This window comes from Nocardia sp. CA-128927 (genome assembly GCF_050955855.1).
Lineage (GTDB): Bacteria > Actinomycetota > Actinomycetes > Mycobacteriales > Mycobacteriaceae > Nocardia.
In genome coordinates this window covers 4,420,716-4,438,081 of sequence record NZ_CP192087.1, presented here as the reverse complement: position 1 = coordinate 4,438,081, position 17,366 = coordinate 4,420,716, and the positions used below count along the sequence as shown (strand labels likewise).

The 17,366-nt window shown below is 67.3% G+C and carries 16 protein-coding genes and 1 pseudogene; 8 read left to right on the top strand and 9 right to left on the bottom strand.

What is annotated here, in order from left to right:
- Position 1 precedes the first annotated feature (1 nt).
- Positions 2–1,240, bottom strand: coding sequence for a cytochrome P450 (locus ACQPW1_RS20950; RefSeq protein WP_433664382.1), 1,239 nt, complete (start codon positions 1,238–1,240; stop codon positions 2–4).
- A gap of 266 nt (positions 1,241–1,506) precedes the next feature.
- Here ACQPW1_RS20950 and ACQPW1_RS20945 point away from each other — a divergent pair, with 266 nt between their 5' ends.
- Genes ACQPW1_RS20945 through ACQPW1_RS20920 form a run of 6 tightly spaced genes read left to right on the top strand, consistent with a single transcriptional unit; the run spans position 1,507 to position 6,537 of the window.
- Complete coding sequence (locus ACQPW1_RS20945) at positions 1,507–3,168, top strand: fatty acyl-AMP ligase (RefSeq protein WP_433664381.1); 1,662 nt, start codon at positions 1,507–1,509, stop codon at positions 3,166–3,168.
- 39 nt (positions 3,169–3,207) lie between these two features.
- Positions 3,208–3,996: a ferritin-like domain-containing protein gene (locus tag ACQPW1_RS20940; RefSeq protein WP_433664380.1), complete on the top strand. Its 789-nt coding sequence runs from the start codon at positions 3,208–3,210 to the stop codon at positions 3,994–3,996.
- A gap of 4 nt (positions 3,997–4,000) precedes the next feature.
- Positions 4,001–4,579, top strand: coding sequence for a PaaI family thioesterase (locus tag ACQPW1_RS20935; protein ID WP_433664379.1), 579 nt, complete (start codon positions 4,001–4,003; stop codon positions 4,577–4,579).
- Entirely contained in the window at positions 4,576–4,833 is a 258-nt protein-coding gene (locus ACQPW1_RS20930) for an acyl carrier protein (protein WP_433664378.1), read from the top strand. The genes ACQPW1_RS20935 and ACQPW1_RS20930 overlap by 4 nt, the downstream gene beginning before the upstream one ends.
- A complete protein-coding gene (locus ACQPW1_RS20925; protein ID WP_433664377.1) occupies positions 4,830–5,678 on the top strand; it encodes an SAM-dependent methyltransferase in 849 nt (282 codons plus the stop codon). The genes ACQPW1_RS20930 and ACQPW1_RS20925 overlap by 4 nt, the downstream gene beginning before the upstream one ends.
- A 16-nt stretch (positions 5,679–5,694) precedes the next feature.
- On the top strand, positions 5,695–6,537 hold the full coding sequence (locus tag ACQPW1_RS20920; protein WP_433664376.1) for an acyl-ACP desaturase: 843 nt from the start codon (positions 5,695–5,697) through the stop codon (positions 6,535–6,537).
- A gap of 63 nt (positions 6,538–6,600) precedes the next feature.
- Here the strand turns inward: ACQPW1_RS20920 and ACQPW1_RS20915 are convergent, their stop codons facing one another.
- The 7 genes from ACQPW1_RS20915 to ACQPW1_RS20885 form a co-directional block, all read right to left on the bottom strand.
- Entirely contained in the window at positions 6,601–7,110 is a 510-nt protein-coding gene (locus ACQPW1_RS20915) for a PaaI family thioesterase (RefSeq protein ID WP_433664375.1), read from the bottom strand.
- A 117-nt stretch (positions 7,111–7,227) separates the two neighbouring features.
- Positions 7,228–8,967: a hypothetical protein gene (locus ACQPW1_RS20910; protein WP_433664374.1), complete on the bottom strand. Its 1,740-nt coding sequence runs from the start codon at positions 8,965–8,967 to the stop codon at positions 7,228–7,230.
- Entirely contained in the window at positions 8,951–9,340 is a 390-nt protein-coding gene (locus tag ACQPW1_RS20905; RefSeq protein WP_433664373.1) for a hypothetical protein, read from the bottom strand. The genes ACQPW1_RS20910 and ACQPW1_RS20905 overlap by 17 nt, the downstream gene beginning before the upstream one ends.
- A gap of 98 nt (positions 9,341–9,438) precedes the next feature.
- On the bottom strand, positions 9,439–10,566 hold the full coding sequence (locus ACQPW1_RS20900) for an acyl-CoA dehydrogenase family protein (RefSeq protein WP_433664372.1): 1,128 nt from the start codon (positions 10,564–10,566) through the stop codon (positions 9,439–9,441).
- 169 nt (positions 10,567–10,735) lie between these two features.
- Positions 10,736–12,013: an ABC transporter permease gene (locus ACQPW1_RS20895; RefSeq protein ID WP_433665295.1), complete on the bottom strand. Its 1,278-nt coding sequence runs from the start codon at positions 12,011–12,013 to the stop codon at positions 10,736–10,738.
- A gap of 221 nt (positions 12,014–12,234) precedes the next feature.
- On the bottom strand, positions 12,235–13,806 hold the full coding sequence (locus tag ACQPW1_RS20890) for a Na+/H+ antiporter (RefSeq protein WP_433664371.1): 1,572 nt from the start codon (positions 13,804–13,806) through the stop codon (positions 12,235–12,237).
- Between the two features lie 85 nt (positions 13,807–13,891).
- Entirely contained in the window at positions 13,892–14,737 is an 846-nt protein-coding gene (locus ACQPW1_RS20885) for an alpha/beta fold hydrolase (protein ID WP_433664370.1), read from the bottom strand.
- A 132-nt stretch (positions 14,738–14,869) separates the two neighbouring features.
- On the opposite strand from ACQPW1_RS20885, the gene ACQPW1_RS20880 reads away from it, so the two are divergent.
- Together ACQPW1_RS20880 and ACQPW1_RS20875 are read left to right on the top strand one after the other, a co-directional pair.
- Complete coding sequence (locus ACQPW1_RS20880; RefSeq protein ID WP_433664369.1) at positions 14,870–15,787, top strand: cupin domain-containing protein; 918 nt, start codon at positions 14,870–14,872, stop codon at positions 15,785–15,787.
- 295 nt (positions 15,788–16,082) lie between these two features.
- Positions 16,083–17,201, top strand: coding sequence for a glutamate--cysteine ligase 2 (locus tag ACQPW1_RS20875; RefSeq protein WP_433664368.1), 1,119 nt, complete (start codon positions 16,083–16,085; stop codon positions 17,199–17,201).
- On the opposite strand, the pseudogene ACQPW1_RS20870 reads toward ACQPW1_RS20875, so the two are convergent.
- Positions 17,188–17,355 (bottom strand): annotated as a pseudogene (locus tag ACQPW1_RS20870) (VOC family protein); the annotation flags it as partial. The gene ACQPW1_RS20875 and the pseudogene ACQPW1_RS20870 overlap by 14 nt on opposite strands.
- Positions 17,356–17,366: the final 11 nt, after the last annotated feature.

The window sequence follows — 17,366 nt, the reverse complement described above, 5'->3', positions numbered from 1 at the left end:
CTCATCTGCTTTCCAGCCGGACGCGAAGTTGCGACATGCCGCGCACGACCACGTTCGGCCGGTACGGCGGTTCCTCGAGCAAAGTCATCGCCGCGACCCGTTGCGTGATCGCGCGCAGCACCACCTGCATCTCCAGCCGGGCCAGCGGCGCGCCGAGGCAGTAGTGCAGGCCGAGCCCGAAGGACAAGTGCCGCTCGGACTTTCGACCGCGGGCATAGCGGGCGATGTCGAACCGGTCGGCGTCGGGGAAGGCGAGCGAATCCCGGTTGGCGGAGGCGAGCAGCACGATCACCGCGTCGCCGGGCGCGAAAGTCTGCCCGGAGATGGTGATTTCGTCGTGCGCGGTCCTGGTGGTCAGGTGCACGGGTGCGTCGTAGCGCAACACCTCGTCCACCGCCGGCTCGCACAGTTCCGGGTAGGCGCGCAGCCGCTCGAACTCGTCCGGGTTGCGGATGAGCGCGAGCACGCCGTTGCCGATCAGATTCACCGTGGTCTCGTGCCCGGCCACCACGAGAATCAGCAGCGTGCCGAGCAATTCGGTGGACGTCAGCCGGGCGCCCGCGTCGTCGGCCTGCACCAGCGCGGTGATCAGGTCTTCCCGCGGGGTTTTGCGCCGCTCCTCCACCAATTCGCCGAAGAAGTCCAGGAAGGCATACACGGCGGCGGTACGCGCGGCCAGTTCGTCCGGGGACAGCAGCACGTCGGGATCGAGGCCGCGGGCGATGGCCGTCGAGATCTCACGCACGTGGTCGTGCGCTTCCGCGGGCACGCCGAGCAGCTCGCACACCATGGTCAGCGGCAACGGATAGGCCAGCGCGTCGAGCAGGTCGACATCGCGCTCGGCCAGCATCTTCGCCATCAGGTCGTCGACCAGCTGCTCGGCCCGCTCCCGCATCCCGCTGATGGTGCGCGCGGTGAACGCCTTGCTCACCAGCCCGCGCAACCGGGTGTGGTCCGGCGGCTCCATCCACAGGAACGACCCGGGCAGCTCGACATCGCTGTCACCGTGCAGCAGCTGCGGCTCCTCCGCGTGGCTCCAGCGCGGGTCCTGCATGATCGTCTGCGCCTCGTGGTGACGGGTCACCAGGTGCATGTCGTGCGGGCCGGGCACGAACGGCCCCGCGGCGCGCAGCACCTCGTAACTGCCGTACGGGTTGTGCCGCATATGCGGTGCGACGCTCTCGATGACCGCCAGCTGGACCGGGGTCAATTCCTCGACCGCCGAATGGTCGGAACTCACCGGCAACTCCTGGATAACTGGAAAACTGGATAGAACAGGGACGCCGCCGACGAAATACGGCGCGTAATTCCGGTTTGGAAAGCAATTCCGCGGTCCATCGTCGGGCTTCCCGACACCCCGGAGCGGCGGCGATCACCCGTTCCTATCGAGCCATAGTCGAAATCCTTTATCGTGCACTGCGATTGGTTGATCGCCCTTCTTTATCGAACACCGCAATTCACAATCAGTTCAAGGGACCGTCACAATTCGCTGTTGTCGTGGCAGTCATGAATTCTGCGGAATCGGTCGAAACCCTGAACGGCCGGATGGCCGAGATCGCGGCAGGCCACCCCCGGGTGGCCGCCACGTTCTGCTCGGTGTCGGAAACCGTGGACTACGCCGAGCTGCACCGGCGGTCCCAGGCGGCCGCCACCGCACTGGTCCGGCGCGGCGTCTCGCGCGGCGAACCGGTAGGCATCCTGTGCCCCAACGCCCCCGAGTTCCTGATCAGCCTGTTCGGGGTTGCGGCGGCGGGCGGCGCGGCCACTCCCCTACCGCTGCCCGCCGGTGCGCGCCAGATGGGTGGATACCCACAGAAACTCGCGGCCATCGTCGAGGCAGCGGGCATGCGTACCGTGCTGATGTCGCATCGGTTCGCGGAGCTCGCGGCAGTGCTCGCCGACGCGGTCAACGTCGAATTGATCGACACCGCAACACTGTTCGCCGAGGGCGACACCGACGACATCCCGCTGCCGACACTCGGCGCGGACGACCTGGCCATCGTGCAGTTCACCTCGGGCAGCACCGCGAAACCCAAAGGCGTTCGCCTGACCCACCACAACGTGCTCAGCGGGTTGGCCGCCATCCGCACCGGCATCGCGCTGGACCTCGCCGACACCGGCGGATTCTGGCTGCCGCTGTTCCACGACATGGGCCTGTTCGGCACCCTCTCGGCGATCCTGCGCGGCATCCCCGCACACGTCTGGTCGCCGCTGGCGTTCGTCAAGGACCCCGCCCGCTGGCTCGCCGAATTCGCCACCAGCGCAACGACGATCACCGCCATGCCCAACTTCGGCTACGAGGCACTGCTCGCCGCGATACCGGCGGAGCAGGTGACCGACTACGACCTGAGCAACTGGCGGATCGCGTTCAACGGCTCCGAGCCGATCTCCCGCGACGTGGTCACCGCGTTCTGCGAGCGTTTCGCCCCCGCGGGCTTCGCGCCGACGACCATGTTCGGCGTCTACGGCATGGCCGAGGCCACCCTCGCCGTCGCCTTCCCGCCCCTGGGCCGAGAACCGTTGTTCGAGTGGGTCGATCGCGCAGCCCTCTCCGATGACGCACAGGCACAACAGGTTTCCCCGGACGCCCCAGGTGCGAAGGCAGTGGCTGGAGTCGGTTCCGCCGTCGACGGTATGCGGCTGCGCATCGTCGACCAGGACGACGACCACGAGCTGCCAGACGGCGCGGTCGGCGAGATCCTCATCCAGGGTCCCTCGGTCACCGACGGCTACCTGACCGCCGAGCCTGCGACCGTCGCCGGGTTGTTCACCGACGGCTGGCTGCGCACCGGCGACCTCGGATACCTGCGTGCCGGTGAGCTTTTCGTCACCGGGCGGCGCAAAGAGATGATCACCGTGCGCGGCGTGAACTACTACGCCCAGGACGTCGAGGCCACCGTGCGCGACCTCGACGGCATCTACAAGGGCCGCTGCACCGCCGCCACCGATCCCGACGGCGCGGACGTGATCGCGCTGATCGCCGAATCCGAACTGACCGGCGCGGCCGCTGCGGCGCTAGGCGAACGGATCAGGGCGCAGGTCGCGGCTGAACTCGGGCTGGCCGCGGTCGAGGTGTACCTCGTCGAGCCACGCAGCATTCCACGGACCAGCAGCGGCAAGCTCCAGCGGCTCGCCGCCCGCGATCTCGTCTCCGCTCGAAAGCACTGACCACCAAGCCAATTCGCAACAACCGAACTGGAGTCACCTGTGCACAGCTATGAAGTCTTCCGCCATTACGAGCGCCTGCATTGGAAGCTGGCCGACCTGGACCTCGACAACGTCGACCGCTCCTTGGTCCGTCCCGAATACGTCACGCTCGCCAAAAGCGCGACGATGGGCGAATCCAACGTCATCGCCGCGGTGCACGGCTTCATGAACGAATTCGTCGACGACTACGACTTCTCCACCTTCGCGGTGGTGTGGGGCTACCAGGAAGTGCAGCACCACTACGCATTCCGCTCCTGGCTCGGCGCGATCGGCGAGAGCGTGGACGACAAGGCCGTCGACTCCATGCGCGAGCCGTACGCGCCCGGCAGCACGCCGTCGGCCACCCTGGCCACCAACATCATCTCCGAGCTCACGGTCAACCACATCTACCGCGCCGTCGCGAGTTGGGTGCAGGAGCCGGTGCTGAAGGGCTTGCTGCTCAGCGCGAGTCGCGATGAGGCGGGCCATGCGCGTGAGTTCATCCACTACGCGACCAAGCGCCTCGAGAAGCGCCCGGAGGAGCTGCCTTCCGTCCTCGAGACGCTGTACGTGTACAGCTCCGAGGCCAAGATCAAGCACCCGGTGAGCACCTTCAAGGCGGGCATCAGCGAGCTCGGCGAGCACGAGACCATCGACACCGGGTTCGACCTGTTCCTGGAGGAGGTCGCCGCCGAGGGTGAGCTGGATGTGTTGCACGACAAGGTGCGTCGCACCTTCGCCAACATGACAGGCCTGGATCTGTCGAGCAATGCCAAGGTCCGCCGCGCACTCGCCGACACGATGGCCTAGCCCGATGGACCGCGCAATCGCCGTAGCCGGCCCCGAGTTACCGGGCGAGCCGACGCTGCCCGAGGCCGTCCAGGTGCCGTGGTCGGTGATCCCCGACTACCACTGCTTCGGCTGCTCGCCACACAACCCGACCGGCCTGCGGCTGGCGTTCACCCCGCACCAGGACGGCCTGCAGGCCCGGTTCCGGCTCGGCCGCGAGTTCGAGTCGTATCCCGGTGTGGTGCACGGCGGCCTGATCGGCGTGATCTGCGACGAGGTGATGGGCAACCTGATCGTGCTCGCCCGCAACTACCCCGCCTTCACCGTGTCCCAGCGCACCCGGTTCATCACGCCCCTGCTCGTCGACCACGAATACACCTGCGTCGCAACACTGTCCGACCAGGCACCGGATCGGCCGATCCAAGCGGCGGCCGAGATCCTCGACGGCGACGGCGCCGTCTGCGCCACCTCCACCGCCGCCTACCAACGGTTCGCGCTCGACGATGTGCGCCACCAACTCACGCTCGGCGACGACGAGGTCGCTCTGCTCTCGGACGCGCTGTCCGCCGCGAATACCTTCTCTACGAATGGAGTTCACTCATGACGAATCCCGCCGACATCCTGCGCACCGTCACCGAGATCGCCGCCGCCGAGACCGGCATCGCCGCCGCCGACCTGCTGCCCGACGTCGACCTGCGCGGTATGGCGGGCGTCGACTCGGTGCGGGTGCTGCGCATGGTCGCCAAGATCGAGAAGAGCTACGACATCGAGCTGGAGGACGAGGACGTGTTCGGCCTGTCCAGCCTCAACGACGTGGTCAAGGTCGTGGATCGGGCGCTGCGCGAGGCCGCGGCATGACCGTCACCGATCAGCCGGTCACCGCCGACACCAATCAGCATTACGACCTGGACCCGGACATCTTCGGCCAGTTCCTCGACCCGCTGCGCAAGTACAGCTCCGCGCTGTACGCCTCCGACACCGACACCCTGGAGCAGGCACAGCGCAACAAGCTGCGCTTCATCGCCGACCGGCTCGGGCTGCGCGGCGGCGAACGACTCCTCGACGTCGGCTGCGGCTGGGGATCGCTGATCCTGTTCATGGCCGAGGAGTTCGGCTGCGACACACTGGGCGTCAGCCCGGCGCCGCGGCAGCACGAGTACATCGCCGAACAGGCGGCCGCGCGCGGCATCGCCGAGCGGGTCCGCACTCAGGTCGGCCATTTCGAACGGCTCGACCTGCCGCCGCGCAGCGTCGACGCGGTCACCCTGGTCGGCTCGATCGTGCACATGCCCGATCTCGGCGAGGTCTTCCGCCGCGCCCGCGCGGTGCTGCGCCGCGGTGGCACGCTGTATGTCTCGGAGAGCTGCTTCCGGAATGCCTCGGCGCACAACGCGTTCGACAGCCGGGTGGGCACCGAGTTCGTCCGCGAGGACATCTTCGGCTGGGGTGACCTGCGGCCGCTGTCGGATCTGCTGACCGCCGCCGAGGACGCGGGCTTCTCCATCATCGCGGTGGACGATCTCACCGACCACTATCGGCGCACCATCGACGACTGGATCGCCAATGTGTACGCCTCCGCCGAGCGCATCGACGCGCACGGGCCGGGCCTGGCCGCGAAGCTGCGGCACTACCTGGAGATCGCCAACGCCGGATGGGGTTACACGACAAAGCATTACGCGCTGACGTGTCGTAACGCCCGCTGAGGGTCAGGAGAGGCACATGGATATCGAGTCAACACTGATTCCCGTCGACGAGGTGGCCGAGGCGGTCGACGGGTTCCTCGCCGCCTCGCCCGCCTCGCGCGCTTGGGATGTGGAGACCGCGTTCAACTGGTCCCGCGCCGACGCGGGCAGGCTCACCGAGGGCCAGCGGTCGGCGGTGCAGTTCGTCACGCTCATCGAGGACCACCTGCCCGGCTACTTCGAGGTCTACCACCGGTACTTCCCGGTGGACGACACCGTCGGGCGGGAAGCCTTCGTGCACAACCGCGAGCTGTACCACTTCACCGTCCGCTGGGCGCTGGAGGAGGACACCCACGCGCGCGCACTGACCCGCTACCAGGAATCGTCCGGGATGGCCGAACGTAGTTCGCTGCGTTCGGAATTGGCGATCGAGGGGCAGAAGCCGTTCGACCTGCCCTACGACCATCCGGTGCAGTTCTTCGCCTACGCACTGGTGCAGGAGAAGGCGACGCAGATGTACTACCAGCATCTGCGCGACGTGGTCGAGGATCCCGTGCTCGCGTCGGTGCTGGCCCGGCTGTCCAGGGACGAGGCACGGCACTTCAGCTTCATGGCCGATATGGTCGGCCGCTACCTGCGGGTGCACGGCGACGCGACGGTGGAGCCGATCCGCGACGTGATCGCCAACTTCCGAATGCCGTTGGCCGACACCATGCGTGGCTATTGGCGGTGGGCGTTGAAGATCGCCGACGTGGCGTCCTACGACCACACCGAGGCGTACGAACACCTGGTGAAGGTGATCGACCGCGCGGTGGACGCGCGCACCGATCGACTCGACGAACTGGTCCACTTCATCGAGGAATGCCACACCCTCGCCTGATCGCCGGGCACGACAATGGCCCTGCTTCCGAAACGCCTTCGGAAGCAGGGCCATTCGCGTAGGTCACTGCTCCGGGTTCAGCACCAGGATCGTGGTGGAGCCGTGCGCGATCAGCTTGCCGTTGCCGTCGACGATCCGGCCCTCGGCCGTGGCGGTGCGCCTGCCGACGTGAATCGCGTTGGCCTCGCAGGTGAGTCGCGAGCCGTCCAGGGTGACCGACCGGATGAAGTTCACCTTGAGCTCCAGCGTCGTATAGGCCACGCCGTCACCGAGTTTGGTGAAGACGGCGCTGCCCATCGCGGTGTCCATCAGGGTCGCGATGACCCCGCCGTGCACGGTGAACATGGCGTTGATGGTGGCCGGGTTCGGGTCGAGGTAGTACCGCGTGTAGCCGTCTCCCGCGGTTTCCAGTCGAATCCCCAGCGACGCGCCGACACCCAGGTTCTCTTGCAGCCCGCGCTCGAAGACCGTGGTCAGTTCGTGTACTCGGGACGCCACCGTGGCGTCGGCCGGTGTGCCTGCGCCGTTGGTGTGCGTGGCCGGCTCGTTGGCATGTGTTTCGGTGCTGGTCATGGCCTCTTCCTCCCTGGCGAACGATGCCAGGCCATTCGATCAGCGCCCGGTGAACGCCAGCAGGCTTGCGGCCATTGCATTTCCAGCTTCGATCGGGTGATCGAAACACGGAGCCGGTCAGACGTGCACCATGACGTAGGTGTCGTCGGCGTTGACCAGGCCGAAGCCGGTGCGCTGTTCGATCTCGGTGAGGCGGTTGAGGATCCCGGCCGGGTCGGGGAAGCTGTGCTCGGCGAGTTCGGTCAGTAGCTGGCCGCGGAGGGGCATGAGTGGGGCCAGGGCGCCGAGGACGACCAATGCCTCCAGGAGGTCGCGGTCGTAGTCGAGCAGGGCGTACACGCCGCCGGAATCGAGGGTCGACAGCACTTCGTCGAGGCGCTCGTCGGGGACGGTGTTCAAGCCGCTGTCGAGGTAGAGGTTGCGGGTGACCTCGGCGAGTTGGTGCTGGACGGTGGCGAGGAGGGCGGCTTGGGGTGTGCCGTCGAAGACGCTGTCGACCACCAGTTGCATGCGCTCGAACAGCTCGACGTACCGCGCGCCGGGGTGGGCGTGGGTGTAGAGCAGTGCCATTTCGTGGGCATCGTCGGGTTCGATGCCCGGCGCGACAACGTCGACCGCCGAATCCGGGCCGTGCACGATGATCGCTCGGTGCAGACCTGAGGACAATGCACTGAACACCAATTCCACTGTGCCGGAGCCGGATTGCCGGGCCGCCTGTGGTGCTCGCCCGCGCAGCAACACCCGCTTGCCGAGTCGCACGACGTACTTGCCGCGCCGTGCGACCGTCACATCGACATCCACCGTGCCGAGTCGCGCGATATGGCGGCGGTCGAGCAGCACACCGAACGCCTGGCGCAATCCCTCCGCGAGCGCCGCATCCGCGGTGTCGGCGACCTCCCCCGGCTCGGCGTTCAGCTCCGCGAGAAGCGTCGCGTAGGCGCGTTGACCCGCACGCCAGTGCGCGGACGAAACATGCAGCGGAGAAGCCCATTTCGCCGACTCTGTCGGCTCGTGGTGCAGAATCAGCTGTTCGAGCGTCGCCACGTCGGCCTCGGTCATGCGGGCCAGTTCGCGTACCCGTCGAGTGACGTGGTCGACGATCAGGTTGGCCAGCTTGCCCATATCCTTTTCGCCTGTACCGAGCAGGATCTCGACCAGCCACCGATCCTCGAAGAAGACCCCGCGCAGCACCGCCAGCACCAGATCCGTTTCGGTATAGAGCCGTTCGCATCGGCGGCGCAGATCGCGCCACATGCTCTTCGCACTCAAGTAGCCGAGCAGGTAGCCGTCAGCGTCCCCCGCGAGCCCGGTCGCGAGCACGTTCACCTTGCGACGGATACCTGCTTCGCTGGCCCGAATCGTCCTGAGGTGCGCGCTGATCGGCAGCGACATCGCCAGCGCGGTGGCATGGTCGCCGACCATCGGGGCAAGGTCGCCGCCGAGGATGTGCGGCGCCTTCCCGGAGAACAGATTGATGGCCGCGAGCAGCGGTGCCGTGACCACCGGGCTCCGGACGGTGTTCACGTCGAACTCGGCGAACAGCGCCAGACCCTCGATCAGCGGCCGCAACACCGCGGTCACCGTCTGATAGGCGACAGCGTCCCGCTGTATCCGATCCAGCGCACGGTCGTCACCGGCGAGTGCGTCACGGGCCATCCGGTATTGCAAGCCGGTGATCGCGAAGCCGACCGCCGAGTGAAAGCACCAGTGATGGGTGAACTCGTGCAGACACCCGAGCGTCAACTCCGGCGATCCCTGGCCCGGACGCAGCAACTCGTCCAGGTGATCGGCGAGCCGAACAGCGCCGAGGTGGGTCAGGTTGCTGGAAAGGTCTGTCCAGCTACGGGTTTGCGCCACCGTCGCCCTCGGGCAGGCCGTGCAGGCCGAGACCGTCGATGAGTTGCTTGATGACCTGCGCGTCCGGCGCCTCGCTCTCGCTGAACGAGATGATCGCCGAACGGTCCACCTCGCTGCCGTCCGAATACAACACCTTGGCGCGCAGCTCGATCCGCTGTTTCCGGCGGTTCTTCAGCGCCCACGCGGCCAGCGCCTGGATCGTCGGGATCGCGAACGCTACGGCGAGCACGAGCATGGTCGGCTCGCCGTAGCGGCTGCCCGGCACCGTCTCCGGCGTCAATCCCGGTGACTGCGTGGCCAATTCGCGGCTGATGTCCTGTACATCGGCGTGGTCCAAGTCGAACAACGTGATCTTCACCGGTTCGGCGGTCATCTGACGACTCCCAGCTCTCGGCCCGCCGCGACACTGTTCGCCGCATGCGCTGGCAATCGAGTATCGACCACTTTCGCCGCGCTGTTAGCGAATCGCGTTTACTCGCTTTCCGGCACGCCCAGCACCGACCTGCCGATCTCGCCCGCGATCACCTCGGTCGAGTACGCCATCAGCTGGCCCGCTTCGGCGTCGCGCAGATGACGTTGAATGGGCGACTGTTTGAGGTAGCCCGACGCACCGCCCACCCGCACGCCCAATTGCGCAACCTCCACGGCAACCTTGTTCGCGAGATACTTGGCGCGCGACAGGTTGGGGAAGAAGGTCGGTATCCCGTTGTCGGCCTCCCACAGCGCGCGCTCGTACAACGCATGCGCGGCCGCCAGCCTGATCTGCACGTCGGCGACCTCGTACTGCACCCACTGCTGATGCGACAGCGGCTTGCCCAGGATCACCCGCGACTGCGCGTGCTCGACCAGCGCGTCCAACGCCGCGTCGGCGATGCCGAGGGAGATGGCCGGGAGTCCGGCCGGGATCACCGCGAAATCACCGAACCCCGGTGCGCGACCACGGTATTCGGCCCGCAGCAAGGTGTTGTCGAATGACAGCAGCTGACTACGCGTGGCCCGCATGCCCAAGGTGTCCCAGATCGGGATGGTCGAGACGGTCTCGTCGGGCACCACGCCGAAGAAGGCGGGCAAATCGTCGACTCGCGCGTTCACCAGCAGGTACTCGGCGATCTCACAGCCGGAGACGAACCGCTTCGCGCCGGTGAGCGACCAGCCGCCCGCGACCGCGACGGCATCCTGCTGCGGGTTGAGAAAGCGGTTCCCGCTGGCCGGTTCCGACAGCGCGTTGGCGAATCGCTTGCCCGCCAGGAACTCGTCGGCGAAGAACGAGCCGAGCGTCTCCCGGGTGAATTCGGCGAGCGCGACGCCCGCGCCGGCATGCATCGTCCAGATCGTCGCGGTCGACGGATCGGCCTTGGCGAGCAAGCACACCACGTGCCCGAATGCCGCGTAGCTCAACCCGATCCCGCCCACCCGTTCGGGTAGCACGGCCCGATCGAGGTCCGCGTCGTGTAGCGCCGTCAGGTGACCCACCGCGATTTCGGCCCGCTCGTCGTATTCGGCCGCGCCGGCCCGAAATCCCTCCGCCAACTCGGCGACTCGATCGAGCACCTTGCGCTCGACATCGCGGACCGGAAAAGGAAACTGGGCAGTAGTCACGAAACGCTCTCTGGTCGAAGGAATTCGCCAGACACCACGGTCACCGGACGACTGGCCGACCCAGGGTACGCAGAACCCCTGCCCGCTGCGGCAAGAACGGACAAGCCTGGCGGCTGGTGTCGGCGGGCGGCAATGCTCGCCCCTGCCACCACGATCGCCGCCTGCCGCGCTATGCCGGTGCGGGGCGCCCGGTTCCGGTGCGGCGCAAGCCTTTGTAGTCGTAGAACCGGGTGATCACGGTGCCGAGGACGAGCCCGACGGCCAAGCCGAGCGCTGCCATCCAGACTCCCCTGCTGAGCCCCGCCGGACCGCTGGCGTCGAAGTAGAGGATCGCGCGGACGCCGAGGAATACCTGGTGCATCGGCTCGAAGGACGCGAGCCAGCCGAAGTACTTCGGCGTCGCCTCGATCGGCACGGTGCCGCCCGACGACGGCAGCCCGAGGATGATGAACAGGATCAGGTTGATCAGCAGGCCCGCCGAACCGACGGCCGCGAGCACGGACAGTCCCGTGACGCCGACGGCGATGATGGCCAACGCGCTGTAGAGGAACAAGCCGAGCGGGTGATCGATCGGCATGCCCAGCGCCTTCGCGACGATAAGGAACACGCCCGCAACAACATTCGCGGTCACCACCATCACGCCCCACTTGATGAGCAGGGTATGGAAGCGTGAGATGGGTGTCGGCGGGAAGTGCACGAACCACGGCCCGTACTCGGTCGGCACGAAGCCGAGCTGCGCGTCAATCATCGTGTGAATGGTCATCGAGCCGACCAGACCGGCCAGCAGGAGCAGCAGCGCGTAGAAGAACGCCGTGAGGCCCTGACCGGTGCCGCTGGGCAACGGATGGAACGGCTCGACGGTGATCTGCAGCGGCTCGGCGAGGGCGACGCGGGCGGCGCCACTCAGTTCCGGCGCGGGCGCCCCGCCAGGCGGCGGCGTCAGCTGCGCCCGTACCTGCTCGGTCAGATGCGCGCCGACCTGCTTGTTCACCTGATCCAGCGCCTGGCTGCCGATCTGCGTGACTATCTCGGTGACGAACGCGCCGCTGCGTGGATTGGTCTGCAACGTGATGATCGGGCGTTGGATGTCACCGGGGATCGCGCTGCCGACACCGAGGATGCCCAGACGTTTGCTGAAGTCGCTCGGAATCAGGATCGTTCCGTAGACCTTGTTGTCCTGCATTCGCTGCGACGCCTCGTTGACGGCCAGCACCTGCAGGTCGATCTTGTCCGAAGGCACCGCCTTCTGCAGCCCGTCGGTCACCTCGTCGCCGAACTTGACCTGCCGCTCCTGGCCCGGCGCGCCGATCGTGTCGCCGACGTCCTGATTGACCAGCGCGATCGGGAAATCGTGCATGTTCTCTTCCGGATCGACCACGTAGTCGAGGTACATCGTGCCGAGCAGGGCCATGAAAACGGCCAGGATGGCGACCGGCAAGAGCCACATGCGTAGCCCGAGGCGGCGGTCCGAGCGAGCTGCTTCCACGCTGTCCGTAGTCACGGTCTCGGACGGTAGCAGCAGACCGGACGAGGATTCGGGAGCTTCGCCGAGCTGTTTGCTGTGAGGATGCGAAGTAGGCCGCCCACAGCGGTTCGGCGATCCGATTGCGAAACGCAATCAGACGTGCGATACCGACCGAGCACAAGGACGTAGCAGACCCAGGCCCGCTACGGCGATCTCAGATCGAGGCGGCGCATGACGCGATCGACCAGATCCGGTGGCACGCCTGGTTCTCGCCGCGCGGCCATCGCCTCGGTGCGCCCCGCCGTCAGCACCTCCTGATTGATCCGATCGAGCTTGCGGTTGAGCCGGAAGGTCCGCTCGGCCGCCGCCTTGGCATCGTCGGCCGCTTCGGGATCCGCTCTGGCGAGCCGTCTTTCGATGCCGACGTGCAATCGGTCATAGACCTCGTCCGGCAGGTTCTCGGTGCGCGCCACCTGCTGCAACCGGGTGAGCTCCGCGCGCAGAATCCGAGTCCACAACTGGCGCTCCATGTTCCGCTCCGCCTCGGTATCGACGCGAACTCCGGTCGCGCGCACCACCAGTGACAGCGTCGGCCCCTGGATCAGCAGGGTGAACAGCACCAGAGCGAAGGCGGTGAACAGGATTCCGCTGCGCCACGGGAACTCGGCGCCCGACTCGGTGGTCAGCGGCACGGCCAGGGCCAGCGCGGCGGTGGCGACGCCGCGCTGCCCGGCCCACCAGGTCACCATGGTCTCGCGCCAGGTGTAGGGCTCGTCGGCCTCCCGGCGCCGCCACCAGCGACCGAACAGCGCCCAGGTCGCCATCAACCAGACCAGCCGGACGCCGACGACGGCGGCGATCACCGCGCCGGAAACACCGAGGAAGCGCGGCCAATCCGGGCCGACGTCGCGCAGCACGGTGGCCAGTTCCAGCCCGATCAGGCCGAAAGCGATTCCGGTGACCAGCATTTCGATGATCGACCAGAACGAGTCACCGATCAGCCGATAGTTGCTATCGCCGAAATCGGAAGCCGCGTCCGTCAGATACAGCGCGCAGACCAGCACCGCGAGCACCGCCGACCCACCCCAGGCATCGGCGAGCCGATAGGCGGCGAACGGTAGCGCCAGACCAAGAGCCACCTGCCAGGCAGCCTCGTCGAGCCGACGCATCAACCAACTGCCGCCCCAGCCGAACACCAGCCCGACCGCAACACCTACCACCGCGGACACCACGAAATCCATGGCCGCCGACCAGGCGGAGAACTGCCCGGTGACCACCGCCTGCACCGCGATCCCGTACAGCACGATCGCGGTGACGTCGTTGAACAGCCCCTCCCCCTCCAGCACCGCGATCAACCGCCGCGGCAGCCCGAGCCGACCGGCCAGCGCGCCGACGGCCACCGGGTCCGGCGGCGCCACCAGCGCGCCGAGCACGAACGCGACGGCCAGCGGCACCCCCTCCCACAGATGCACCACCACCGCGACCACGGCCGCGGTGACCACGACCAACCCGACCGCCTGCAGTGCGATCGCACTCCAGTTCTGCGCGAAGGTTCGCCACGAGGTGCGCCGGGCCGCCGCGTACAGCAACGGCGGAAGTAGCAGCGGCAGAATCAGATCCGGCGCGACCCGCACGTCCGGCACCGCCGGGATCAACGCGAGCACGCAGCCGAACACCGTCATCAAGACGGCCGGGGCCACGCCGAGCCGCCGCCCGATCGGCTGGGCGAGGATCGTGCCGAACAGCACGAGAAACGGCAACTCCAGATGACTCACGCCAACCCAGGCTGCCTCCGCTTGCTGAGAGCCGACGCTGCCGGAGCCTGAGAATCGCTGATGTGTCTTGCCGTCGGCCGCCTGCTCAGCCCTGCAGGCTGCCCGCGGCGGTCTCGATGAGCTCCGTGACCGCCTTGGGCTGCGACAACGCGACCGCGTGGCTGCCCGCCTGCTCGACGGTGGTGGCGTTCATCCGCTTGGCCATCTCCCGCTGCCCGTCGGCGGGGATCATCCGGTCGTCCTTGGCCACCAGCGCCCAGCTCGGCAGCGACTTCCAGGCCGGGACACCGCTCGGTTCCATGAACGAGGCCACCGCGATCGGGCGCTGCGCGGCGGCGAGCACGGTCGTCTCGCTCTCCGGCAGGTCCTGGGCGAAGTTGTCGTGGAACTTGTCCGGCGCGATGGTCAGCTCCTGGCCGGATCCGCCGCCGGGCAGCGGGAACTCGTGCGGGACACCGATTTTGGTGGCCGGTCCGCCGAACTTCGCGTCCAGCGCCCCAACCGGCTCACCCTGGTCCGGGGAGAAAGCGGCCACATAGACCAGACCCGCCGCCTTGGGCGAACCCGTCGCGGCATTGGTGATCACGGCACCACCGTAGGAGTGGCCGACCAGGATCGTCTTGCCCGGCAGCCCGTCCAGCACGCTGCGGATGTACGCGGCGTCGTAGGTGAGCCCACGCAGCGGCACGGCCGCCGTGGTCACCTGATAGCCGTCGCGCTGCAACTGCGCGGCGACCTTGGCCCAGCTCGACCCGTCGGCGAACGCGCCGTGTACCAGCAGCACGGCGGGCTTGTTCCCGCTCGGCGCGGGCGCTTGCTCGCTGTCGGCGGACGCGGTGCGGGCCGAGACGGTCATGCCCAGCGTGACCGCGGCAACGGTCAGTGCGGCGCCGCGCAGGCCGCGGCGGGTACGGGAAGTGTTGTTGCGCATGGTTTTTCGACCCCTTCAACGATGGAACGTGCGGACTCTCGCGGCGAGCAAGCTCCAAGTTAGCTGGACAATCAGGCAATAGCTATGCTTCAGAAGCCGAGATAGTTTGCCGAAACTCCAGGAGCGTCGATCGTGTTCAGCCAGCCCGAGGATCTCGACGCGTTCTCGGAGATCCTGGAGGCGGTCCGGCTACACGGGGACACCGTCGCCCGGTTCGCCCCGCCGCAACCGTTCGAGGTGACCATCCCGGACGGCATCCGGCTGCTGCACATCGCGGAACGCGGCACCATCCGGCTGCGTGTCGGCGACGACCCGCCGATCCTGCTCGGCCCCGGCGACCTGGTGCTGCTCGGCTGCGGCGACGCCCATTCGCTCAGCGTCGGCACCGGCGCGACCCCGCGGCCACTACAAGACTCCGACACCTTCCGCCTCGACTCCGAGCTGACCGATCCCGAGGCCCCGCGCTGGGTCACCGGAACGTTCGCGGTGCAGGAGGCGATCGCGGCGCCCCTGCTGTCGGTGCTGCCCCGAGCGATCCATATTCCGGCCGACCCGAGCCACCGTCCGTGGCTCGCGGCCATCCTCCCGGTCTTGCTCATCGAGGTGACGAGTCCGAATCCCGGTGCCACCGCGATGATTTCGCGAGTGCTGGATCTGCTGTTCATCCACACCCTGCGCGCCTGGTTCGCCGGGCACGACGCCGAGCCCGGCTGGCTCACCGCGGCAATGGATCCCGCGCTCGGCCCGGTGCTCGCCGCCATTCATCGAGACCCGACCAAACCGTGGACCGTCACTACACTCGCCCAGGACGCCAGGATGTCGCGCTCCGCCTTCGCCGAACGCTTCACCCGTCTGCTCGGCCGGGCCCCGGCGGCCTACGTCACCGAGCGCCGCCTCGACCACGCCGCCGAACTGCTGCGTTCGACCACCGACCCGGTCTCCCGGATCGCCGCCGACACCGGTTACACCTCCAATGCCGCGTTCAGCCGCGCCTTCCAACGCCGATACGGCGACGCACCGCAACGCTGGCGCAAGCTGACAGTGCGGTGATCGAGTTGTCCGGTGGACGTCCGGGCGATCGCCGTTTGGGGCGCCCCGTACTGCGGCAATCTGGTGCTTACGACGCAGTTCCCTGAAGTGGTGAAAGGAGAGTCCGATGATTATCGGAATGGTTAGCCACTGGGTTCGTTCAGTGCTCGAGCTAATCGGCATTTGACCCGGCGTTCCGATCATGTCCTAGCACACGGAGACCCGCGGGACCGTTCGGTCCCGCGGTGTTCTCTCCCGGTGCCACCAGGAATCCGTAATACGCGTACGAACTCGACTGACGGGTAACCTGAACTCCATGGACGCAGACACTGCGACCGTCGGTGTCGAAGAGGAATTCCTCCTTGCCGATCCCGAAACCGGTGCGCCTGTCGCGAAAAACGTCGAGGTCGCTCGGACCGCGGCCGAACTCGGCATCGATTTGCAGCTCGAACTCACCCGATGCCAGGTAGAAACCAGCACCGGCGTGCATACCGATTCCACCGAGCTGGCAACGGAATTGCGCGATCTGCGCTGCGGCATCGCCGCCTGCGCGGAGAAGAACGGCACCCAGCTGCTCGCGGTGGCCATTCCACCGACCGTGCCGGACAAGTTCCCGATCACCGATACGCCCCGCTATCAGCGGATCGCCTCGGCGTTCGGCATGCTCGCGCAGGAGCAGGGACTGTGCGGATGTCACGTGCACGTGGCCGTGCCCGATCGCGAAACCGCCTTGCACGTCAGCAATTTCCTGCGGCCATGGCTGCCGCTGTTCCTGGCGCTCACCGCGAACTCGGCCATCTATCGCGGCATCGACACCGGCTTCGCCAGTTGGCGCAGCATTCTGTGGCGGCGCTGGCCGAGTGCCGGTCCGCCACCGTATTTCGGCTCGGTCGCCGAATACGACGCGATGGTCGCCATGATGCTGTCGAGCGGCAGCATCCTCGACCCGAAGATGGTGTATTGGGATGTCCGTCCGGCGCTGAGTTTCCCGACGGTGGAAATCCGGGTCAGCGACGTGCCCGCGACGGTCGAGGAAACGGTATTACTCGCGACCCTGGTGCGCGCGACGGTGATGACCGCGCAGAATTCGCTGGCGCACAACATCTCCGCGCCGCCGGTCAGCGACGAGGTGTTGCGCGCGGCCTATTGGAAGGCGGCCCGCACCGGACTCGACGGCGACGCCGTCGACCCGGTGCACGGACGCATCATGCCGGTGCCCGACCTGCTCGCCGAGCTCATCGGCTACATCGGCCCGGCCCTCGACGAGCTCGGCGACCAGCAACTGGTCACCGACTCGGTCGCGGCCGTGCTGGCCCGCGGCAACGGAGCAATGCGGCAGCTCAACGCTTTTCGCGTCAACCACGACGTCGGCGATGTCGCGACGGAGCTGGCGGCGGCCACCCTGGCGGGCTGCCGCGCGGCTACAGCCACATGAGACAAAAGATGTGCCCCACTGGATCGGCATAGACCCGGAACTGCTCACTGTCGTTGGGCTGCACTAGCTTTGCGCCGAGCGCGAGCGCCTTCGGTTCGGCCTCCTCGATATCGGAGACCAGGACATCGAAGTGGATCTGCTGGGACGCTTCGGGATCCGGGAAAC